We start from the raw sequence: 21,936 nt of genomic DNA on the forward strand, positions 1-21,936 counted from the left end.
AGTGTCTCTGTCAGTGATTCAATGGTGGGTGCCGCTGCCGGCGCGATGCGGGGCCAGCGGAGGAGGTTCCGGCACCATATTACCGCGCAGGTGGTGGTCGAGCAAGGCCAGCAGGCGCTCGATCAGCTGCGGCGGCAGATCGTGGCCCATGCCTTCGATCACCTGCAGGCGGGCGCCGGGAATGGCCTCCGCCGTATCGACGCCGCAGGCCAGCGGCACCAGCGGATCGGCCGCGCCGTGTATCACCAGCGCCGGACAGCGTATCTTGCGCAGCAACGGCGTGCGGTCGCCGGAGGCGACGATGGCCACCATCTGCCGCGCCAGCCCGTCCGGGCTGATGCTGCGATCCAGCGCCCGCTCGATACTGGCGCGCAGCGTGCGTTCCGGCGTCGGGAACGACGGGCTGCCGATCAGCCGCATCACGGCCACGCCGCGGTCCACCACCGCCTTGCGGTCGCCCGGATCGGCGGGCGCGCGCATCAGCGCATTGCGGGCGGCCGGCGTCGGGCCGGGCAGGCCGCGCCGTCCGCTGCTGGACATGATGGAGGTCAGGCTGAGCGTGCGGCCGGCAAAGCGCGCGGCGAAGATCTGCGCGATCATGCCGCCCATCGACACGCCCACCACGTGCGCCTTGCCGATGCCCAGCGCGTCGAGCAGGCCCAGCGCGTCGTCGGCCATGTCGTGGAGCGTGTAGCCGCTGGCCTGCTTCCAGCCGACCAGCGACTTGAGGTAGGCCAGCACCAGGTTGGGCTTCTTGTAGCGGTGGAGTTTGCTGGACAGGCCGATATCGCGGTTGTCGTAGCGGATCACGTAATAGCCCTGCTCCACCAGGCCGTCGACCAGGTCCTGCGGCCAGGCGATCAGTTGCATGCCCAGCCCCATGATGAGCAGCACCGGCGTGTCGAGCGGATTGCCGCTGGTTTCGTAGGCGATCGTGATGCCGTTTGCGTGCGCGGTAGCCAAAGCCGTCTCCCAGAATAGTGCCGGTTACTTGGACTTCAGCATACCATTTTTACTAATCTTGCGCGCCCCGCTTGGCGGCAGCGGCTGCCGCGCGGCGGGCAGCGAAGAAACTCTTGAGCATGGCGCCGCACTCCTCGGCCATGACGCCGCCGGCGATCTCAGTGTGATGATTCAATTGCTCCTGCTCGAACAGGTTGACCACCGAACCGCCCGCGCCGGTCTTGGGGTCGGCGGCGCCGTACACCACCTTGGCCAGGCGCGCATGCATCATGGCGCCGGAGCACATCACGCACGGCTCCAGCGTCACATACAACTCGCAGCCCGGCAGGCGGTAGTTGCCCAGCGCTTCGGCGGCCGCGCGCAAGGCGACGATTTCCGCGTGCGCGGTCGGGTCGTGCTTGCCGATCGGCTGGTTGTAGCCGACCGCGATCACCGCGCCGTCCTTGACCACCACCGCGCCGACCGGCACTTCGCCCAGGTCCCGCGCATGCCGGGCCTGTTCGAGCGCCAGCCGCATGAAATGCAGCGCTGGATGCTCCTTATCCGGCATCGGTGATCTCTGCCCAGCAGTTCGGGGTTTCGTGCAACACCAGCTTGTGCAGGTGCAGGCCTGTGCCGTAGCGGTCCTTGTAGGCTTCCTTGAGGATGCCGAAGGCCACGTGCGCCAGGTTTTCCACGGTCGGGATGCGGTCGATCACCACCGTCTTGTGGTTCGGCAGCGTGGCCAGGAAATCGCGCACCGCGGCGTCTTTTTCGTAGACGATGAAGGCGTGGTCCCAGACGTCGACCAGGTGCTCCTTGGCCAGCGCCTTGATGTCGGAAAAGTCCATGATCATGCCGTTGTCGGAATTGCCTTCGGCCGTGATGATTTTGCCGGTCAGCGTGATTTCCAGCGTGTAGCGGTGGCCGTGCAGGTTGCGGCACTGGCTCTTGTGGTCGGGAATGCGGTGGCCGGCGTCGAATTCCAGCTTACGGGTAATGGTCAGCATGACTTGTTTCTTCTAAGGTATTTGTAAAAGTTTATGGGTTTGCAGGCTCAGCTTCCATTTCGGATTGCGCTTGCAGGTCTCGATCGCCAGTTTGGTATTGAACTCGGCCAGCGGGCCGTCCATCGCTTGCACGAAGAAATTCTCGAAATCCAGATGCTCGTAAGCGGCCAGGTCCTGCCCCGTCTGCGGGATCACGACCTTGATTTCGCTGCCCTTGGTCACCACCAGCGTCGAGCCCATTTTCGGGCTGACGCAAATCCAGTCGACACCTTCCGGCACCGGCAGCGTGCCGTTGGTTTCAATCGCGATGGTGAAGCCGACCGCGTGCATCGCGTCGATCAGCGGTTTGTCCAGCTGCAGCAGCGGCTCGCCGCCGGTGAAGACCACATATTTGCTGGCCGGGTAGGATGCCGGCCACAGCGCGTTGATGGTCGCGGCCAATTCCTCCGGCGTCTTGAACTTGCCGCCGCCTTCGCCGTCGGTGCCGACAAAGTCGGTATCGCAGAACTGGCACACGGCGCTGGCGCGGTCGCTCTCGCGGCCGGTCCACAAATTACAGCCGGAAAAACGGCAAAACACGGCGGGACGGCCCGCATGGGCGCCCTCGCCCTGCAGCGTGTAGAAAATCTCTTTGATGCTGTAAGTCACGATATTTCCTGATTGGACAACCCTCAATTATATCCGACATGACACTTTCCCGGGCATCCTGACGAAAGTTGACTTTTCACAATGCTGCAACGCCGCAAACACGGTATTTTCGTTCGGTGCAATCCATCCCGGAGACGATACACCATGAGATATGCATCACCCGCCTTTGAAATCGACATCATCGCCGCCGGCGCCTGCGTGCTGGCATTGACCGCCCTGCTCCTGCTCTGGAGGCAGTATCGGCAACGCTCCGAGCTGGCGACGCTGCGCCGCATGCTGCGCCAGGAACGTGACCAGCACGACCAGGCCGAGCTGGCGTTGGCCGATACCCGCAAGCAAGTCTGTCATCTCAGCGCAGCGCAGCAGTCGCTGCGCGACGCCGAGCGCCGCCGCATCGCGCGCGATCTGCACGACGATCTGGGCCAGCATCTGCTGGCGCTGAGCATGGACGCGCGCGTCCTGGCCGAGCAGCATCCCGCGCTAAGCCGGCCGCTGATGCAATTCGAAGACCGCATCCGGCAAACCACGCGCTCCCTGCGTTCGATAGTACGCGATCTGCAGCCCGAAGCGCTGGAATCCGGGCTGCAGGGGGCGGTCCAGCAACAGGTCGAGCAATTCTCGCGCCTGAGCGGCATTCCCTGCCGTCTGGACGCCGAGCCGGAAGTCTTCAGCGCCCGGCCGGACGGCAGCGTGGAAAACATGGTCTACCGCGTGCTGCAGGAATCGCTGAGCAATATCGTGCGCCATGCCCAGGCGTCGGAAGTCTGCGTCGGCATCTTCCGCCAGGAAAACAGCCTGAGCCTGACGGTGCGCGACAACGGCGTCGGCCTGCCGCATCCGCCGGCCGCGCGCGGCAGCGGCTTACGCGGCATCGCCCAGCGCGTGACCGAAGCCGGCGGCCGCTTCGACATCGCCAGCACGCCCGGCTTCGGCACGGCGCTCACGATGTCCTTCCCGATCCAATAAAAACCAAAAGGCGCGGCCATGAACGGAAGCAACAAGATCCAGCACCTGATGGAGGCCAACCAGGCGGACCAGCAGCACGGCTTTGCGCTCAAGCTGATGGAACTGCTGGTGATTCCCACGTTCGTGGTCGATATCAATGGCAAGGTCATCATCTGGAACCGCGCCTGCGAACGCCTGACCGGCGTGCAGGACTGGGAGGTGCTGGGCACCTCGGATCACTGGAAGAGCTTTTACCAGGAGCAGCGCCCGACGCTGGCCGACCTGGTGATACAGGGCCGCAGCGCCGAGCTGCACCAGTTGTACCACCAGCACGCGCGCCGCAACGACACCGACAACAACCTGTGCGCCGAGAACTGGTGCGACATGCCGCGCCTGGGCCGGCGCCGCTACCTGGCCGCCGACGCCAGCCCGATCTTCGACGGCGACGGCAAGCTGGTGGCCGTGGTGGAAACCCTGCGCGACGTCACCGATGAAAAACGCGCCCAGGTGGCGCTGGAACAGCTGGCCACGCGCGACGGCCTGACCGGCCTGGCCAACCGCCGCTGCTTCGACGACACCCTGCAGGCCGAGTGGCAGCGCGCGCTGCGCCAGCAGCAGCCTTTGTCGTTGCTGATGGTCGATGTCGACAACTTCAAACAGTACAACGACGCCTACGGCCACCTGGGCGGCGACGAGTGCCTGCAGCGCATCGCCTGCGCGGTGTCGAGCGAGATGCGCGCCAACGACCTGGTGGCGCGCTACGGCGGCGAGGAATTCGCGGTCATCCTGCCCAACCAGTCCCTGAAAGGCGCGGCCATCGTCGCCGAGCGCATCCGCTGCCGCGTGGAGCAGCTGCACCTGCCCAACCTGGGCAGCAAGCAGCACGTGGTGACGGTCAGCATCGGCGCGGCGACCGCGCTGGCGGCGCCGGAAAACGATCCCAGCCAGCTGGTGGCGACCGCCGACTCGGCGCTCTACCGCGCCAAGCACATGGGCCGCAACCGCATCAGCCTGCCCGGCGGTCAGGCCACCGGGATGTAATCGACGCCATTGGTGATCGAACCGATGACGGCGGCCTGGTTTTCCGACGATTCCGAGAAGCCCTGCAGCACTTGCGCGCGGGTGAAAGTGCCGGCGTCAAAACCGTCGAGGTAGAACTTCAGGCCCGAAGCGTCCGGCGCGCGGTGCAGCACGTTCTGGTACATCAGGTCGACGAAGGCCGTGTTGTCCAGCTTGCCGTAGTTGCTGACGCTTTCCGGGCTGTCGAGGAAGAACTGCGCCATTTTCAACAGCGACAGGCCGTGATCGAGCTGGTCCAGCCAGAAGCCGACGCCGCCGGCGTCCGGCTTGCGGTTGAACGCGGCCTGGTACAGGCGGTAGGTCTGGCCGGCCGCGCCGTCAATATCCAGCGCCACCGCCTTGCCGTCGGCGAACCTGAGGCGTTCGACGCCGGCCAGCAAATCGGCACCGCCGTTGCCGGCGCTGTCGGTCACGGTAAAGTCCCGGCCGTCGGCCGTGATCTTGTAGTCGGCGCGCTTGCCGCCGAATTGTTCGGTGTCGAGGCCGGCGCCGCCGGTCACCAGCTCGTTACCGGCCACCGCGGTAAAGACGTTGTTATCGGCCGTGCCCCCTTGCAGCGTGGCGTAGTTGCTCAGTCTGATGGTGCGGTCGTTGAACTCCAGCGTGCCGATGTTGCTCACGGTGTCGCTGCCGTGGCCGATCACCGTCAGTGCCAGCTTGCTGCCGCTGAGCGTGAAGGCGTCGGTATTGCCTTGGAAGACCACCGTGTCGCCGCCGTCGCCGCTGATGGTGTCGTTGCCGCCGCCTTCGTAAATGATATCGGTGCCGGCGCCGCCCACGAGCGTGTTGCCATTGTTGTTGGCGAACATGTACGAGCCGCCGCTGCCGGCGATCGCCTTCTCGATATTCACGTTAAACGCGATGCTGATATTGGAGTAGGCCGGCTCGGTCGAGCTGAAACCGCCCTCGCGCAGATTGATCAGCGTGCGCTGGGTGCACTGCGAGAAATCGAAGGTGTCGTTGCCGCCCGCGTCCCAGACGCATTGCGCCGCCGACGTGTCGGTGAAGCGGTAGGTGTCGTCGGACGCATGGTAGGACTTGTTGACGCCGTACAGGTATTGTATCGCCTGGATATCCAACACCATCGGCGTGGCGTCATAGGAATTCGACCATTCGAAACCGGCGCCGTCGTTGTACGACATGATCGAATAATCGCGGTTCTCATAGTCTGCAGGCAGGAACGGGCCGACGGTGGTGCCGGTACCCGCGCCATAGTCGCCCGGGTGCTTGAAGCCGAGCGTGTGGCCGACCTCGTGGATCAGCGTCGACAGGCCGTAATTGCCGGCTGTCATGTCGAAATTCACATTCAACGTATTGTTGGACAGCACGTACAGCGTGGAGCCGTGCCCGTCCGGGCGGTAGGAGAAGGCCCCGCTGTCGTGGCCCTGGTCACTGGTGCCGAATTCGATCTGGCCGCCGCTGGCCACAGGAACGAAGGTGATATTGGCCACAGCCGACCAGCTGGCCAACGCCGCCTTGACGCCGGCCGCCTGGGCAGCGTTCATGGCGGCGAAGCCGCTGACGTCCTTGGCCGCATAGTCGGTCGGCGCCGCAGTCAGGAAACTGTAGGTCAGGACGACCGGCTTGCCCGCCGTGCTGTTCCAGCTGGTCGATACCAGGGAATCGATATAAACGCTGCCGTTCGTCAAACTCATAAAATTGCCACCATGAAATAGAAAAGATGGTAATTCTAGCATGTGCTAATCAAAAAGCAACATAAGTTGCTTTCATCGCATGCCCGGTGGCTTAGACGATCGTGTATTCGACGCCATTGGTGATCGAACCGATGACGGCGGCCTGGTTTTCCGACGACTCCGAGAAACCTTGCAGCACTTGCGCGCGGGTGAATGTGCCGGCGTCGAAACCGTCGAGGTAGAACTTCAGGCCCGAAGCGTCCGGCGCCCGGTGCAGCACGTTCTGGTACATCAGGTCGACGAAGGCCGTGTTGTCCAGCTTGCCGTAGTTGCTGACGCTTTCCGGGCTGTCGAGGAAGAATTGCGCCATTTTCAACAGCGACAGGCCGTGATCGAGCTGGTCCAGCCAAAAGCCGACGCCGCCGGCGTCCGGCTTGCGGTTGAAGGCGGCCTGGTACAGGCGGTAGGTCTGGCCGGCCGCGCCGCCGATATCCAGCGCGACGGCGCTGCCGTCGGCAAACTGCAAGCGCTCCACGCCGCTGAGCAAATCGGTGCCGCCATTGCCCGACATGTCGAGTACGCTGAACTCGGCGCCATTGGCCTTGACGCTGTAATTGGCGCGGGTGCCGCCGAACTTCTCGACGTCGAGGCCTGCCCCACCCGTCACCAGTTCGCTGCCCGCCACGGCGGTCAGCACATCATTGCCGCCGGTGCCGGTTTGCACTGCGGCGTAAATACCCAGCGTGATGGCCCGGTCCGCGAACTGCAGCTTGCTGATGCCGGTCAGCAGATCGGTGCCCTCGCCTGTCACCGTCAGCGTGTTGAGGTTGCCAGTGAACAGGTAGTCGGCATAATTGTGGGTGAAGAACACGGTATCGCTGCCGCCGCCGCCAATCACGGTATCGTTGCCCGCGCCCTGATGGAAACTGTCGGCGCCGATGCCGCCCTGCAGCATGTTGCCGGCGTCGTTGGCATAGATGGCCGAGCCGCCGTTGCCGGCGACGGCGCGCTCGATCGTCGCGTGATAGGCGATGCTGACATTGTCGTAGCCGGGTGCCGTGGTGCTGAGGTAGCCGGAATTGAGGTCGATGCGGGTGAAACCGGTGCAGGCCGAGAAATCGAGGGTGTCGCTGCCGCCGGCGTCCCAGATGCACTGCGGCGCCGACTTGTCGGTGAACTTGTAGACGTCGTCGCCGGTGTGATACGTCATATTGGCGCCGTACAGATATTGCATCGCCTGGATGTCGTACAGCATCGGCGTGTCGCCGTACTTCCTGAGCAGGTCGAAACTGGCGTCGTTGTTATACGACATGATCGTATTGGAGCGCACGTCGCTGTCTTTCGGCAGGAACGGGCCATTGGTGGTGGCGCCGGTGGCATCGTAATCGCCGGGGTGCTTCAGTCCCAGTGTGTGGCCGATCTCATGCAACATGGTTTCCAGCCCGTAGCCGCCATCGGCGAAGCTGCTGTTGGCGCTGGCGACGTTGTTGATGAACAGGTAAACCGGATTCCCGCGCCCATCGGGAAGATAGGCGGACCCGGAGCTGGCGGTGCCCTGGTTATTGGTCCCGAACTGGATCTGGCCGCCGCTGGCCACCTCGGTGAAGGTCACGTTGGCGACCGCCGCCCACAGCGCCATCGCCTTCTCGGCGCCCGCTTCCTGCGTCGCGGTCATCGGCAGGAAGCCGGTCTTGCTGGCCAGCTTGGCCACGTCGGGCAACTGGGACATGAAGCTGTAGGTCAGCGCCACGGATTTGCCCGCCTTGGTATTCCAGCTGCTGCCCACCAAGGCATCGATTGTGTTGTCGCCAGTTGTTAAACTCATATTGCCATCGAGAAATGTGAAAAGATGGCAATCCTAGCACGACGTTTAACGAAAAGGCAACCAAGCGGCTAGACGATCGTGTACTCCACGCCGTTGGTGATGGAACCGATGACGGCGGCCTGGTTTTCCGCCGATTCCGAGAAGCCCTGCAGCGCCTGCGCCCGCGTGAACGCACCGGCGTCGAAGCCATCCAGATAGAACTTCAGGCCTTCGGCATCGGGCGCGCGGTGCAGCACGTTCTGGTACATCACCTTGACGAAGGCGGTGTTGTCCAGCGCGCCATAGGTGCGCACGCTCTCCGGGCTGTCGAGGAAGAACTGCGCCATTTTCAACAGCGTCAGGCCATGGTCGAGCTGGTCCAGCCAGAAGCCGACGCCGCCGGCATCCGGCTTGCGGTTGAACGCGGCCTGGTACAGGCGATAGGTCTGGCCGGCGGCGCCGTCGATGTCCAGCGCCACGCCGCTGCCGTCGGCGAACTGCAGGCGCTCGATACCGCCCAGCAGATCCTTGCCGCCATTGCCGGCCAGGTCGGTGACGGTGAATGCGCCGCCGTCCGCCTTGACGGTGTAATTGGCGCGCGCGCCGCCGAACTTTTCCACGTCCAGGCCGGCGCCGCCGGTGACCAGTTCATTGCCCGCGCCGGCCGTGATGACGTCCTTGAGGTTGGTGCCGGCGCGCACGGCGACGTAGCCGCTCAGGTCGATGGTGCGGTCGTCGAATTTCAGTTCCTTGATGCCGTTCAGCATATCGGTGCCGTCGCCGACCACCTTGAGGCTGGCGGTGGTGCCGCTCAGCAGGTAGTCCGAGTAGTCGCTATAGAACACCGCGGTGTCCTTGCCGCCGCCGCCGGTGACGACATCGTCGCCGCCGCCGAGGTAGACCAGGTCGTCGCCGGTGCCGCCGATGATGGTGTTGCCCTCTTCGTTGGTGATGATGACCGAGCCGCCGTTGCCGGCGATGGCGCGCTCGATCACCACGTTGTAGGCGATCGACACATTGTAGTTATCGCCCCCCGTCGAGCTGAAGGATGCCTCGTTCAGGTCGATCACCGTCTTGCCGCTGCAGCCCGAGAAGTCCAGCGTATCGGTGCCGCCGGCGTCCCAGATGCACATCGGCGCGGTGCTGGTGGTGACGCGATAGGTGTCGGCGAAGGCGTGATACGTCATGTTGGCGCCGTACAGATACTGCACGGCCTGGATGTCCAGCATCATCGGCGTCGCGGCGTACTTGCCGAGCGCATAGAAGGCGTAGCCGTCGTTATACGACATCAGCGTGTAGTCGGTGTTGTCGTAGTCTTCCGGCAGGAACGGGCCTTTGGCGACGGCGCCGCCGGCGTTGTAGTCGCCCGGATGCTTCAGCCCCAGCGCATGGCCGATTTCGTGGATGATGGTCATCAGGCCGTAGCCGCCGTCCCCGAAGCTGAAATTCACGTCCGACACGTTATTCGTGAAGACATAGGCGGGATCGCCGGGACCGCGGGACATATAGGCGAACCCGCCGCTGTCGGTGCCTTGGTTGCTGGTGCCGAACTGGATATCGCCGCTGCCGCTGAAGCCGAAGAAACTGACGTTGGCGACGGCGGCCCAGGTCGCCAATGCCTTCTTGACGCCGTCCTGTTGCACGGCGGTCAGCACCGCGAACCCGGTGACATCGCCGTCCGGCACATCCGTCGGTGCCGTGGTCATGAAATTGTAGGTCAGTACCGCGCCCGTGCCCGGCTTGGTTTTCCAGCTGCCGCCCACCAGGGCATCGATGTAAATGTCGCCGCTTTCAAGACTCATGTTGTTGCCACCAAAAAATATAAAAGATGGCAATCTTAACACGTAATTACATCAAGGCAACTATTTATTAACTAGACAATGGTGTAGGTCACGCCGTTGGTGATCGAGCCGATGACGGCCGCCTGGTTTTCGGGCGACTCGGAGAACCCTTGCAGCACCTGCGCCCGGGTGAACTGGCCGGCGTCGAAACCGTGAAGGTAGAAATCCAGGCCGCTGGCGTCTGGCGCGCGGTGCAGCACATTGGCGTAGATCAGGTTGACGAAGGCCGTGTTGTCCAGCGCGCCATAGGTGCGCACGCTCTCCGGGCTGTCGAGAAAGAATTGCGACATTTTTAACAGGGTCAGGCCATGGTCGAGCTGGTCCAGCCAGAAGCCGACGCCGCCGGCGTCCGGCGTGCGGTTGAACGCGGCCTGGTACAGGCGGTAGGTCTGCCCCGCCGCGCCGCCGATATCGAGCGCCACGCCGCTGCCGTCGGCGAACTGCAAGCGTTCGATGCCGCTGAGCAAGTCGGTGCCGCCGCTGCCCAGCTGGTCGGCGACAATGAAGCCGGCGCCGTTCGCGCCCACCTGGTACCCGCTGCGGGCACCGCTGAACTTGAGCACGTCGATGCCGGCGCCGCCGGTAATCAGTTCGTTGCCGGCGCCGGCAACGAGCACATCGGCATTGGCGGTGCCGCCCTGCACGGCGTCGAAGTTGGCCAGCTCAATGGTGCGGTCGCTGAACTTCAGCGTGGCGATGCCGTTCAACGTATCGACGCCGTCGCCGGATACCGTCAGCGCCGCCAGGCTGCCGCCGACCGTGAAAGCCGAGAAGCCTTTGTCGAAAATCACCGTATCGCGGCCGCCGCCGCCGGTGATCTGGTCGTTGCCGGCGCCCTCGTGGATGATGTCGCTGCCGGCGCCGCCGATGATCACATTGCCGCCCGCGTTGGCATAAATCGTCGAGCCGCCGCTGCCGGCGATGGCGCGTTCGATGGTCACGTTGTAGGCGATCGAGATATTGTTGTAGCCCGGCGCGGTCTCGCTGAAGCTGCCCGCGTTCAGGTTGATGATGGTCGCGGTGCTGCAACTGGAAAAGTCGAGCGTGTCCGTGCCGCCGGCGTCCCAGATGCACTGCAGCGCGGCGTCCCTGCCGAAGCTGTAGGTGTCGGCGCCGGTGTGGTAGCTCATGTTGGCGCCATATAGATACTGCATCGCCTGTATGTCGTACAGCATCGGTGTGATGCCGTAGTTGCCGTTCAGCTTGAAACCGGCGCCGGTGTTGTAGGACATCTGGGTGTAGTCGACATTGTCCGTCGCCGCTGGCAGGAACGGGCCTTCGATCGAGGTGCCGGTCGAATCGTAGTCGCCCGGATGCTTGAGGCCCAGCGTATGGCCCAGCTCATGGATCAGCACCGCGATGCCGAAATCGCCGTCGGCAAAGCTGAAGTTGTAAGTGTTCTTGTTGTTGGTGAACAAGGAGACCGACCCGCTGCCGGGCAGGTAGGCGTAGCCGCTGCTCTGCGTACCCTGGTCGTTGGTGCCGATCTGGATGTCGCCGCCCGACGCCGCCTCGGTGAAGCTGATGTTGGCCACCGCCGCCCAGGTCGCCAACGCCTCGCGCACGCCCTGCTGCTGCCCGGCCGTCATGGCCTTGAAACCATTGGCGTCGTCGGACGTGGCGTCGGCCGGCACCCTGGTCAAAAAGCTGTAGGTCAGCGAAACCGCCTGACCCGCGACCGGATTCCAGCTGCTGTACAGCAGTGAATCGATCGAATTATTGCCGGTAACAAAGGTCATGACGTTGCCATATGGAAATTTTAAAGGTAAGCCATATTAACATTGCCTTCTAAAAAGGCAATGGTGCGCGATCGGGCGCCAGCCAGCTGCGCCGCGCCTCCTTGGAGAATAGCATCTCGGGCGTCCAATATTCCAACAACCATGTCTTGCTGCCGTAGGGCGAGGCGATCAGTCGCTCGCATGCGACATGCAGCGGCGTGCCGGGCGGCTGGCGCGACAGGAAATCGCGCACCGCCAGCAGCGAGGCCTGGGTAATCGTGTCGTGATAGCCGCCGGTGTCGGTGTTGGCCACGCCGCTCGTCTCGTTGTAGGCACGGATGATGCCGGGCATGTCGCGCGCCGGATCCAGTTGCGGGCAAGCGGCGATCAGCCACGCGGCGGCGGCCAGGTGGGCGGCGTGGGTCCACTCGGCCTTGGGCAGCGTGCGTTCGAGCAAGCCCTGGCCGATGGCGGCGATCTCGGCGTCCGAGTTGAAATGGATCGCCATGGCGTCACTCAAACGGATTGGCCACGGTCACGCTGGCGGCCGCCGGCAAGGTGGGCGGCAAGTCCCGCCCTTCGAGCGCCGCCACCACCGCGCCCAGCAACTGGTGCAGCGCGCGGGCGTCGGCCAGCCCGGCCTGGTCGGCGGTCAGGTCGACATCGCCGCTGAGGGTGACGCGGTCCAGGCGGTTCTCGATCTGCAGGCCGCCGATGTTCAGCACATCGGACTCGTTCTTGTAGGGTACAAATTGATGCATCATCAGCTCCGGTCTTTGCGTGGTTTCACCTTGGGCAGGCGCAGCATGGCATTTTTCTCGTTCGCCGACAATGTCGGCAACAGGTCGATGCCCACCCTGCTCTCCAGTTGGGCGATGCTCAGCATCGCATATTCGGCGTCGGCGCGGTTCTCGATGAAGAAGGCGGCGCCGGCGCGCTGGCGCGGGCTGTACACCAGCTTGTACAAGTGCGTGGGCACCAGCACGTTGCCGACCTTTTGCAGATTGCCGCCGATGAAGGCCGGGCCGGTGATCACATACAGGTTGCCCTCCTTCCGCGCCAGCTTGCGCACCGCGCCCTCGATGCCGGCCCAGACATGGCGGTTGTTGTCGGCGTCCTGCGGCACCATGTTGGCCAGCGTGAAGCTTTCATGCTGGCTGCGGCGGTCCGGCATGTCGCCGTTGGGCGCCATGTGGCCGCGATCGTAGCCGCTGCGCGCATAGTCGGACAGTTCGGCGCGCGCAAACGGCGGCAGGCGCGATTCTGTATGGAAGGAATTTTCGCGCGACAGGTTTTTCGCGGCTTCGATATTTTCCGCCGTCAGATGCTCGGCCGACCACAGCGGCGTGCGCGTGATCGCGGAGTGCATGACGCCGAACACGCCGTAGCACAACTCGGTGGTGGCGGCATTCATCTTGGTGTTGCGGATCTCCGGCAGGCGGCCATCGACATAAAAGGAGGGGCAGTTGCCGGCCAGGGCCAGGCCGGAGGAAAACAGGCCGCACAGGAGCGCGGCAGCGGTCACGGATCGCTGTAAGAGATGCATGGTTCCTTAAGGAAGTTTTTCGTGGCGGCATTCTAGCGGACGCGTGCCGCCCGCAACAAGCACTCGCCTACCGTGCGCAGCCCATCAGTCCCGGCGTATTTCAGCAATGGCCGCATCCAGCACCTCGTCCAGGCCCGCCCGGATGCCACGGATGGTCGGTTTGACTTCGATGTCGGGGAGGATGCCTACACCTTGCGTCGGCTGCTTGCCCGGATAAAAAACGCCGATGCCGCTGATCATGGAACTCAAGCCGCCCGGCAAGGAAAACGGCGAGATGTTGCCGTCGGCGCCTGCGGTGGTGCTGCCGATCACTTTCGCGCGCACACCGATGCGCAAGGCCATCGCCGTGAATTCGGACTGGCTCTGGGAGGTCTCGTCGAGCAGTATCATGACCTTGCCGGCGTAGTGCGGCTGCTGCGGCTCAATTTTCAACTGGGCCCCCCAATGAAATGCGCCTGGATTGCTGAGGTCGCCCACGGTAAAGCGCACAAAGTCCGTCGGCCGGTCGAGCAGATGCTGGCCGAGGGCAAAAGGAACAAAATCAGATGGATAGTTTCGAATATCGATGATCAAGCCCTTGCTTGCCGCAGCCAGTTTCATATACGTGGGAATGTCGGTCCGCTTGATGGAGGACAACTTGATATACGCGATGTTGTCGGGCAGCAGTTGGAAGGTATCGCCCGCCCGGTCGTGCGTGGTCGGCCGTCTCAACAGCGTTCTCGACACGCGGGTGGCGGTCAACTCCTGCGGGCCGCTGGCGCGCCGCACCCGGACGGCAAGCGGCCCGCAAGCACCCGCGCCGAAGCCCCTGGCCATGTCGCGCAGCCGTGTCGGTTCATTGGAGGCGGCGTAGTAAGGGCGCCACGCCTGGATCAGCTTGTCCACAGGACTGCCATCCATCGCTTCGATCATGTCGCCGACCTGAAGACCGCTGGCCTTGCCTGCCTCCTCGTCCGCATAGGCGGTGACGACGGCGCGGCCTTCAACGAAACGCACGACGACGGGAAGGCTGCAGTCGCCGACCGGCGGCCGCACGGCGAGCGAGCTCCATAAATTGGCATGCGTGTCGTGTATGCGTGCGATCACCGCGATCATTTCCAGCTCATAGCTCTGGCGACTCCTGGCCAAGGTGACCCTGGCGATGGATTGCCGCAGCACGCCGTCCCAGTCCTCGCCGATCTGATCGCGGTACGGCGCCCAATACTCGATGATATTCCAAAAGCGGAAAAGCGAGAGTAGCTGGAACCCGGCATCCGGAAACTGGATGTCCTTGTAGGGCAGCTCGTTGGCGAATTGGGGATTGCCGATATTCGGAACCTGGGTTACGTAAAACTGCTCGGCGGCGGCGCTGCGCCTGGCATAAATGCGGTTCAGGTCCTCCTTGAGCAATCCAGTGTCATTCAGCCACTCAAGCTTCGGCGCCAGCTGGAGTTCCTTGGCATCGAGGGTGGAGCAAGGCTTGCAATCGGCGATCGGTCCCAGCTTCTCTATCCACTGATGCATGACGGTTTCGGCTGCCGCGCGGTCAGGCGCGGCGAGCACCTGAGGCAAGATGCGCAGCAACTCAAAGTCCCACTGCTTCTGGCCTGTGGTCACCACCGGATGATGATATTTGATGAATCCCCATACCTTGCCCAGCAAAACCAGATTGTCGGTCTGCACCGGCGTCAGCGCCCCAAGCCTGATCTGCGAGCCGTCATCGAACTCATGGTCATGGACCTCGGAAAATGCACAGCCCGAGACAAAAATCCAAAGACAGAAAAACTGGCGAAGAATCTTCTTAAGCATATCTGATTTGAAATGGTTGGTTTCTAAAGAGCCGCCCGCAACAAGCGCTCGCCTACCGTGCGCAGTTCGTCGCGCAGGGCTTCCGGTTCCAGCACGCGGATCTCGAACGGCGCGGCGGCCAGCTGGCGCGCCAGCCAGCCCAGTTCATCCGACTGGTTGTGCAGCAGCACGCCTTCGGCGGTCTGCTCGAACAGGCCTATGGTGTCGATGAAGGCGCGGCGCGCGCTTTCCAGGTCGGTCTGCATCAATATCCTGGCGGCGAACCTGCGCGGCACCGTCGCCACCGCCAGCCGCAAGTGTTCCAGCGCGTCGAATCCCGGCGGACGCCGCACCAGGCCGCGCGCCGGCAACACCTGCCGCACGCGGTCCAGCCGAAAGGTGCGCATGTCCTGCCGCAGGTAGCAGTGGCCGACCGCATACCAGTAGCCGCCGTAGTAAGCCAGGCCGTAGGTGTCGAAATCGCGCTCGCTGTCCACACCGCCGGCGCGGTAGTGCAGGTGTACGCGCCTGCCCTCCTTGGCCGCCATGCTGAGCGCGCTCAGCGCCGCATTGTCGGATGGCGGCGCATCGCGATACGACGGCGCGCGCAGATCCAGCCGCACCGTGTCATCGATGGCGCTGACACGGCGCCGCAGGCCATCCGGCATGATGCGCTCCAGCTTGGCGTGCGCGCTGGCCACCGCCGGCGCCGCTTCCGCCAGTCCCAGCCCGCGCGCCGCGAGCAGGCCCAGGGACAAGGCCAGCGCCTCGTCGTCGGTGAACATCATCGGCGGCAGCTTGAATCCCGGCATCAGCGCGTAGCCGCCGTGGCGGCCGCGCTCCGCCGTGATCGGGATGCCGATCTGCTCCAGCATGACGATGTAGCGGCGCAGCGTGCGGCCGTCGACCTCCAGTCGCCTGGCCATGTCGGCGCCGCTCATGCGGCCATGCGTCTGCAACAGCTCCAGCACGGCCAAAACCCGGGTAGTTGGATGGTACATGCCGCAAAGATATCAGGAAAACAGGGCCAAATCCGTCCTATTTACTCTTTATGCTGTTCCAAACGAACATTTTCAGGAGCGAGACATGACACAGGCCGCCAATCTCTGGCTGTATTTCATCGTGGTATTCGGCGTGGTCGCCCTGCCCGGACTGGACATGGCGTTCGTCATGGGCAGCTCGATGCTGGGCGGGCGGCGCGCCGGCATGGCGGCGGTCAGCGGCATCGTCGTCGGCGGCTTCTGCCATTTGTGCATGGGCGCGCTGGGCGTGGCGGTGGTGCTGCAGGTCTGGCCGCCGCTGTTCAAGCTCATGCTGCTGGGCGGCGCCGTCTATATCGCATGGATGGGCTACACCCTGCTGCGCAGCGACAGCATTTTCCACCCGACGCCGGGCGCCGAAGCGATGGCCGACGGCGTCATCTTCCGCCGCGCGCTGACCACCAGCCTGCTCAACCCCAAGGCCTACATCTTCATGCTGGCGATCTTTCCGCAATTCCTTCGGCCTGGACAGGGACCGCTGTGGGTGCAGTCCGGCGTGCTGGGCGGTATCACGGCGCTGACCCAGCTGGGCGTCTACGGCGCGCTGGCGTATGCCGCGAGCGGCGCCAGCGGCTGGTTCGCCGCGCATCCGGCCGCATCGACGGTGGCCGCCCGCATCATGGGCCTGCTGCTGATCGCCACCGCGATCCTGAGCGCAAGCCAGGTTTGAAAACAAAAAGGGCTGGAACCCGTTAAGGTTCCAGCCCTCTCAAACATCCAGCCCTACCAGAGGCTATGCTTATTATTTCAACTGCGACAACTATAGTAATCATTATACATCAAGCCGGTGCCACAAGCAAAAATATTCAGCGGTCATGACGCCTTGCTGCGCCGCGCCGTGTTACGGCGGCGATGTCCGGTCCCCGTGCGGCCGGTCTGTTCCTTGGTCTCGCCGGCTTCGGCGCGCTGCTTGTTGACGATGCGCGCCGCAACTTCCTCCTCGCGCCCCTTGTAGCGCCCTTCCTGTTCAAACTTGTGTTCCAGTTCCTTGTATTCGCGCTCGCGTTTCGGGCTTGCTCCCCTCGGCATGATGGCCCTCCTTTCCACTTGATCCGTTCATCCCATGCTACTGAAATGACCGGGCCGATGTCGCACGGCTGCGCGTTGCCGCCTTTATCATTAGTGTAAAGATTCTAATAAGAAATATTTCTAGATTCGCATGAATTTCCAAGTTACACTTTCTGTACCCCCGGAGACATACCGGCTCTCACAATTAAATAATAACGAGACATGAATATTGCAAACCTGAAGATCGGTCAACGACTGGCCATTGCATTTTCCCTCACCACCTTGTTGCTGGCCGTCGTGGTCGTGGTCGGCGCCATCGGCCTGCAGGCCACCAGCAAGGAAATCGACGTCACCGTTCATGACCGCTACCTGAAAATCAGCATGCTCAACCAGGTCAAGGACGACATCGGCCAGCAGGCGGGCAGCCTGCGCGACCTGCTGCTGTTGAGCGAGGAGACCGACGCCGGCCGCGAATACGCGCAGATCGAACAGCGCGGCAAGTCCATCGGCGAGCAGCTTGAAAAACTCGGCGCCATCCTGCACCAGCCGCAGGCGCTGCTGCTGTTCAAGGAAGTCGGCGCCGCGCGCGACGCCTACGCGCCGCTGCGCGACCGCATGCTGGCCGCCCTCAAGAGCGGCGACAAGGAAGCCGCCACCGCGCAGCTGATCCAGCAGGTGCGCCCCGCGCAAGCGGTCTATGTGACGGCGCTGGACAAGCTGATCGCCTTCCAGGTCGAGCTGATGCGCACCTCCGGCGACAGCGCCGAGCATACCGCCAGCTTTTCCAGCAAGCTAATGATCGCCTTGGGCGTGGCCGGCGGTCTCATGAGCCTGCTCACCGGTTGGTACATCACGCGCGGCATCGTCGGCCCGATCCGCCACGCGGTGCGGGTGGCGCGCACCGTGGCTGCCGGCGACCTCAGTTCCAACATCCAGGTCCGCTCCGGCGATGAAATCGGCCAGCTGTCGGCCGCGCTGAAGGAGATGAACGCCAGCCTGACCGGCATCGTCGCCGAGGTGCGCGGCGGCACCGACGCCATCGGCACCGCGTCGGCCGAGATCGCGGCGGGGAATATGGACCTGTCCGAGCGCACCGAGCGCCAGGCCGGCTCGCTGGAGGAAACCGCGTCGTCGATGGAGGAGCTGACCTCCACCGTCAAGCAAAACGCGGCCAACGCCAACCAGGCCAACCAGCTGGCGATGTCGGCCTCCGACGTGGCGGGCAAAGGCGGCGCCGTGGTGGCGCAGGTGGTCGACACGATGGCCTCGATCAATGCCTCGTCGCGCAAGATCGTCGACATCATCTCGGTCATCGACGGCATCGCCTTCCAGACCAATATCCTGGCACTGAATGCGGCGGTGGAGGCGGCGCGCGCCGGCGAACAGGGACGCGGCTTCGCGGTGGTGGCGACCGAGGTGCGCAACCTCGCCCAACGTTCCGCGGCGGCGGCCAGGGAAATCAAGGCATTGATCGGCGACTCGGTGGAGAAAGTCGATCAGGGCGCGCGCCTGGTCGACGAGGCCGGGAGCACGATGTCGGAGATCGTCGCCAGCGTGCGCCGGGTGACCGACATCATGGGCGAAATCGCCTTCGCCAGCCAGGAACAGCTGTCCGGCATCGAGCATATCAACGGCGCCATCACGGAGATGGACCAGACCACGCAGCAGAACGCGGCGCTGGTCGAACAGGCTTCGGCGGCGGCGGCCACCATGCAGGAACAGGCCGGACACCTGGCGGCGGCGGTCGGCGTGTTCAAGCTGGGTAGCGCATCCGGCCTGGCCAGCGTCAGTTCGATCGGCGCCGGACGCCGCCGCGCTCAGCCGTTGGTCGCGATCAGCAGTTCGATTTCCGCCAGCAGTTCGGGCAAGGTATCGACCACCCGGTAAGCGCCGGCGAACGGATGGCTGCGCGTGAGCGCATTGCGCAGGACGATGCAGCGGATGCCGGCCGCCGTTGCGGCTTGCAAGCCGCGCGGCGAATCCTCCACCACCAGCGCCTCGGCGGCGCTCACGCCCAGCCGCTCAAGGCCGAGCAGATACGGCTCCGGCGACGGCTTGCTGTGGGTGTAGGATTCATGTGTCAGCACGAACTCGAAATGGCGGACCAGGTCCAGGCGCTGGTGGATGATATCGAAATGGTCGCGGTTGGAGCTGGTCACCACGCCCATGCGCAGCCGCGACGACAGGCTGGCCAGCACCTCGGCCACGCCGTCGATGGCGGGAATATGTTCCGACGCCAGGCGCGCCGCATAGCGCAGATTGCGGCCGCTGCGCTGGTCGTCGATCTGCGCCTCGGTCAGCGCCGGCTCCAGCAAATGCCACGCGCCGCAGTTATCGGCCAGATACCAGTCGAAGAAGTGCTGTTCGGTCAGCTCCAGGCCCAGCGGCCGGAACAAATCCCGGTTCGCCTCGTAAAACAGCTGTTCGGTATCGACCAGCACACCGTCGTTATCCCACAAAATCGCCCGCAGCATCATCCGCATCCCATGTAAAGAACGACACGCCGCCGACTGTGGCGCTGCCGCAGCGCGCATTGTACCCGCTGGCCTTGCCTCCCGGTGTATGTAATACTCCGCTGAACATAGACAAAATACCGGGACATGGCCGTCATTTCACTGCTGCCGCGCAGCCTTCGATTCCGTATGGCCGGAGTGGTGGTCATGCTGGTGCTGGTCGCCACCATCATCGTCGCCTGGGTGGCGCTGATGCTGGCCGAGCGCGACATGAAAAGCGTCATCGGCGACCAGCAATATGCGCTGCTGTCCTCGGCCGCGGCGCAGGTCGACGCCCAGATACTCGCCAAAAAGAGCTTGCTGGCCAACCTGGCCGAAACCATCTCCATCGAGGCCGGCGCCGACACCGCCAGCATGCAAGCCTTCGTGATGCGGCATCCGGTGGCGCGCAAGGAATTCCTCAACCTGCACATCTTCAACCAGCGCGGCGTGCTGCTGCACACCGACGGCAACGGCGCCGCCGCGCTGGAGCTCAATCCGCGCAGCCGCGCCTATCTTGAGCGGGTGCTGGCCGCCGGCAAGGCGGTGGTGTCGCCGCCGTTCAAAAGCGTGTTGACCGGCCTGCCATCGATCATGATACTGCACCCGGTGGCGGATGCCAGCGGCCGCGCCGCCATGCTGCTCGGCGGCAGCATCGACCTGACCAATTCGGGCTTCCTGGAGCAGATCGCCACGCAAAAGCCGGGCAAGACCGGCTACACCTTCATCATGACCGCCAACGGCATCCTGGTCCATCATCCGGATCCCAAGCGTCTGCTGGAGCACATCAACGTCCGCCCCGGCTACAACCGCGCCACCGAAATGGCGCTCAAGGGCTTCCAGGGCTGGACCGAGGCGACCAACAAGGATGGCAGCGACGGCATCTACTCGTACAAGCATCTGCGCAGCACCGACTGGATCATCGGCGCCCGCTTCCCGGTCGACGAGGCGTTCGCGCCGATGATCAACATGCGCCGCCAGGCCATGCTGGCCTCCGCCGCGTTTGCCGCCGTTGCCGGGCTGCTGGCGTGGATCGCGATCCAGGTGCTGCTCAAGCCCCTCGGCCGGCTGCGCCGCAACATCAGCGACATCCGCAACGGCGCCGCCGACATCGGCGTGCTGCAGCGCCATCGCCGCGATGAGATCGGCGAATTGGGCAGCGCCTTCCATGAACTGGTCGCGGAACGCGAAACGGCGCAGGCGGCCATCCACGCCAGCGAACGGCGCCTGCGCACGATCGCCGACAGCCTGCCGGCGATCGTCGCCTACATCGACCGCGACCTGCGCTACCGCTTCAGCAACGAGCATTTCCGCACCATGATGGGCGTCGATCCGCAGGCCATGCTGGGCAAGACCATCGGCGAGGTGCTCGGCCAGGAGTTCGAGGAAAGCGTGGCCCACCTCAATGAGGCCGCGCTGCGCGGCCAGCGCGTGCACTACGAACGCGAGGGTTGGCATAACGGCAGGCAGCGCCAGGTCATGGGCGACCTGATTCCCGACATAGCCGCCGACGGCGGCGTGTCCGGCTTCTACCTGATGGCGCTCGACATCACCGAGCGCAAGAACGCCGAGCTGCGGCAGGCCGCCAGCGAGAAGCGCCTCAAGCTGCTGACCGATAACCTGCCGGTGCTGATCTCCTACCTCGACCACGAGCGCAAGTTCCAGTTCGCGAACGCCACCTTCCAGCACTGGTTCGGCCTCGATCCAGCGACGCTGATCGGCCGCCACATGGTGGACGGCATCGGCACCGACCAGTACTACACCGCAGAGCCGCACCTGGACCGGGCCTACCGCGGCCAGATCGTCACCTACGAGTCGAAGACGGACATCGGCGGCAGCCAGCACACGCTGGAAACCACCTTCGTGCCGGAACTGGAGGCCGACGGCGGCGTGGTCGGCATCTATTCGCTGACGCACGACACCACGCGCATGAAGGAAATCGAGGAACGCCTGACGCAGCTGGCACGCATCGACACGCTGACCGGCATCGCCAACCGCCTGATGTTCGAGGAGATCCTGCAACTGGCGATCGTCCGCGTGCGCCGCAACCGCAAGCCGCTGGCGCTGGCCTACCTGGATATCGACCGCTTCAAGGAGATCAACGACACGCTGGGCCACGGCGCCGGCGACGCGGTGCTCAAGGAGTTTGCCGCGCGGCTGGTGGCCAACGTGCGCGCCTCGGACACCGTGGCGCGGCTGGCCGGCGACGAATTCATCGTCATCTTCGAACAGGTGGCGAATGCGGGAGAAGCCTGCAGGATGGCGGCCAAGATCGTCGAAGCGATGCACGCGCCGTTCGAGCCGGCGGGATCGCCGCGAACCATCACCACCAGTATCGGCCTGGCCCTGCACGAGGGCGACGACGAGACCACGGCCGAACTGGTGGCGCGCGCCGACAGCGCGCTGTACGCGGCCAAGCGCGATGGCCGCGACGGTTATGCGATCGCCGATTAAATCAGGC

The 21,936-nt window shown here is 64.1% G+C and carries 20 protein-coding genes; 5 read left to right on the top strand and 15 right to left on the bottom strand.

What is annotated here, in order from left to right; genetic code table 11:
• Positions 1-18: 18 nt before the first annotated feature.
• The 4 genes from ACEN9F_RS03150 to queE are packed head-to-tail and all read right to left on the bottom strand — an operon-like array spanning position 19 to position 2,600.
• The gene (locus ACEN9F_RS03150; RefSeq protein ID WP_413417737.1) at positions 19-963 is read right to left on the bottom strand and encodes an alpha/beta fold hydrolase; all 945 of its coding nucleotides are present in this window, start codon (positions 961-963) and stop codon (positions 19-21) included.
• A 52-nt stretch (positions 964-1,015) separates the two neighbouring features.
• Positions 1,016-1,513, bottom strand: a complete 498-nt coding sequence (gene tadA / locus ACEN9F_RS03155; RefSeq protein WP_413417739.1) for a tRNA adenosine(34) deaminase TadA — start codon at positions 1,511-1,513, stop codon at positions 1,016-1,018.
• Positions 1,503-1,952, bottom strand: coding sequence for a 6-carboxytetrahydropterin synthase QueD (queD, locus tag ACEN9F_RS03160; protein WP_413417741.1), 450 nt, complete (start codon positions 1,950-1,952; stop codon positions 1,503-1,505). The genes tadA and queD overlap by 11 nt, the downstream gene beginning before the upstream one ends.
• Before the next feature lie 12 nt (positions 1,953-1,964).
• A complete protein-coding gene (gene queE / locus ACEN9F_RS03165) occupies positions 1,965-2,600 on the bottom strand; it encodes a 7-carboxy-7-deazaguanine synthase (protein ID WP_413417743.1) in 636 nt (211 codons plus the stop codon).
• Between the two features lie 144 nt (positions 2,601-2,744).
• Here queE and ACEN9F_RS03170 point away from each other — a divergent pair, with 144 nt between their 5' ends.
• A complete protein-coding gene (locus tag ACEN9F_RS03170; RefSeq protein WP_413417745.1) occupies positions 2,745-3,566 on the top strand; it encodes a sensor histidine kinase in 822 nt (273 codons plus the stop codon).
• Between the two features lie 18 nt (positions 3,567-3,584).
• The gene (locus tag ACEN9F_RS03175; RefSeq protein WP_413417747.1) at positions 3,585-4,586 is read left to right on the top strand and encodes a diguanylate cyclase; all 1,002 of its coding nucleotides are present in this window, start codon (positions 3,585-3,587) and stop codon (positions 4,584-4,586) included.
• Here the strand turns inward: ACEN9F_RS03175 and ACEN9F_RS03180 are convergent.
• The 9 genes from ACEN9F_RS03180 to ACEN9F_RS03220 all read right to left on the bottom strand — a co-directional run bounded on the left by ACEN9F_RS03180 (position 4,568) and on the right by ACEN9F_RS03220 (position 15,936).
• On the bottom strand, positions 4,568-6,280 hold the full coding sequence (locus ACEN9F_RS03180) for a DUF4214 domain-containing protein (protein WP_413417748.1): 1,713 nt from the start codon (positions 6,278-6,280) through the stop codon (positions 4,568-4,570). The two genes, ACEN9F_RS03175 and ACEN9F_RS03180, sit on opposite strands and share 19 nt — an antisense overlap.
• A 91-nt stretch (positions 6,281-6,371) precedes the next feature.
• Positions 6,372-8,084, bottom strand: a complete 1,713-nt coding sequence (locus ACEN9F_RS03185) for a DUF4214 domain-containing protein (protein WP_413417750.1) — start codon at positions 8,082-8,084, stop codon at positions 6,372-6,374.
• Positions 8,085-8,152: 68 nt separating this feature from the next.
• The gene (locus tag ACEN9F_RS03190; RefSeq protein ID WP_413417752.1) at positions 8,153-9,865 is read right to left on the bottom strand and encodes a DUF4214 domain-containing protein; all 1,713 of its coding nucleotides are present in this window, start codon (positions 9,863-9,865) and stop codon (positions 8,153-8,155) included.
• Positions 9,866-9,936: 71 nt separating this feature from the next.
• Complete coding sequence (locus ACEN9F_RS03195; protein ID WP_413417754.1) at positions 9,937-11,643, bottom strand: DUF4214 domain-containing protein; 1,707 nt, start codon at positions 11,641-11,643, stop codon at positions 9,937-9,939.
• Between the two features lie 49 nt (positions 11,644-11,692).
• Positions 11,693-12,130 carry a hypothetical protein gene (locus ACEN9F_RS03200; RefSeq protein ID WP_413417756.1) on the bottom strand — a complete coding sequence of 146 codons (438 nt, stop codon included), beginning with the start codon at positions 12,128-12,130 and terminating at the stop codon, positions 11,693-11,695.
• 4 nt (positions 12,131-12,134) lie between these two features.
• Positions 12,135-12,383, bottom strand: coding sequence for a hypothetical protein (locus tag ACEN9F_RS03205; protein ID WP_413426952.1), 249 nt, complete (start codon positions 12,381-12,383; stop codon positions 12,135-12,137).
• Positions 12,384-12,385: 2 nt separating this feature from the next.
• Positions 12,386-13,168, bottom strand: coding sequence for a DNA/RNA non-specific endonuclease (locus ACEN9F_RS03210; RefSeq protein WP_413417758.1), 783 nt, complete (start codon positions 13,166-13,168; stop codon positions 12,386-12,388).
• A gap of 84 nt (positions 13,169-13,252) precedes the next feature.
• Positions 13,253-14,956, bottom strand: coding sequence for a S41 family peptidase (locus ACEN9F_RS03215; protein ID WP_413417760.1), 1,704 nt, complete (start codon positions 14,954-14,956; stop codon positions 13,253-13,255).
• A 23-nt stretch (positions 14,957-14,979) separates the two neighbouring features.
• On the bottom strand, positions 14,980-15,936 hold the full coding sequence (locus tag ACEN9F_RS03220; protein ID WP_413417762.1) for a helix-turn-helix transcriptional regulator: 957 nt from the start codon (positions 15,934-15,936) through the stop codon (positions 14,980-14,982).
• Between the two features lie 85 nt (positions 15,937-16,021).
• Here ACEN9F_RS03220 and ACEN9F_RS03225 point away from each other — a divergent pair, with 85 nt between their 5' ends.
• Complete coding sequence (locus ACEN9F_RS03225) at positions 16,022-16,645, top strand: LysE family translocator (RefSeq protein WP_413417764.1); 624 nt, start codon at positions 16,022-16,024, stop codon at positions 16,643-16,645.
• 143 nt (positions 16,646-16,788) lie between these two features.
• On the opposite strand, the gene ACEN9F_RS03230 is transcribed toward ACEN9F_RS03225, so the two are convergent.
• The gene (locus tag ACEN9F_RS03230) at positions 16,789-17,004 is read right to left on the bottom strand and encodes a hypothetical protein (protein ID WP_413417766.1); all 216 of its coding nucleotides are present in this window, start codon (positions 17,002-17,004) and stop codon (positions 16,789-16,791) included.
• A gap of 201 nt (positions 17,005-17,205) precedes the next feature.
• Here ACEN9F_RS03230 and ACEN9F_RS03235 point away from each other — a divergent pair, with 201 nt between their 5' ends.
• Positions 17,206-18,870, top strand: a complete 1,665-nt coding sequence (locus ACEN9F_RS03235; RefSeq protein ID WP_413417768.1) for a methyl-accepting chemotaxis protein — start codon at positions 17,206-17,208, stop codon at positions 18,868-18,870.
• Here ACEN9F_RS03235 and ACEN9F_RS03240 read toward each other — a convergent pair.
• Positions 18,801-19,460 (bottom strand): HAD family hydrolase, encoded by a 660-nt coding sequence (locus ACEN9F_RS03240; RefSeq protein WP_413417770.1) that lies wholly within the window; start codon positions 19,458-19,460, stop codon positions 18,801-18,803. The two genes, ACEN9F_RS03235 and ACEN9F_RS03240, sit on opposite strands and share 70 nt — an antisense overlap.
• A 123-nt stretch (positions 19,461-19,583) precedes the next feature.
• On the opposite strand from ACEN9F_RS03240, the gene ACEN9F_RS03245 reads away from it, so the two are divergent.
• Positions 19,584-21,929, top strand: a complete 2,346-nt coding sequence (locus ACEN9F_RS03245) for a diguanylate cyclase domain-containing protein (RefSeq protein ID WP_413417772.1) — start codon at positions 19,584-19,586, stop codon at positions 21,927-21,929.
• The last annotated feature ends 7 nt before the right edge of the window (positions 21,930-21,936 follow it).

Source organism: Duganella sp. CT11-25, assembly GCF_047302815.1.
Lineage (GTDB): Bacteria > Pseudomonadota > Gammaproteobacteria > Burkholderiales > Burkholderiaceae_D > Rugamonas.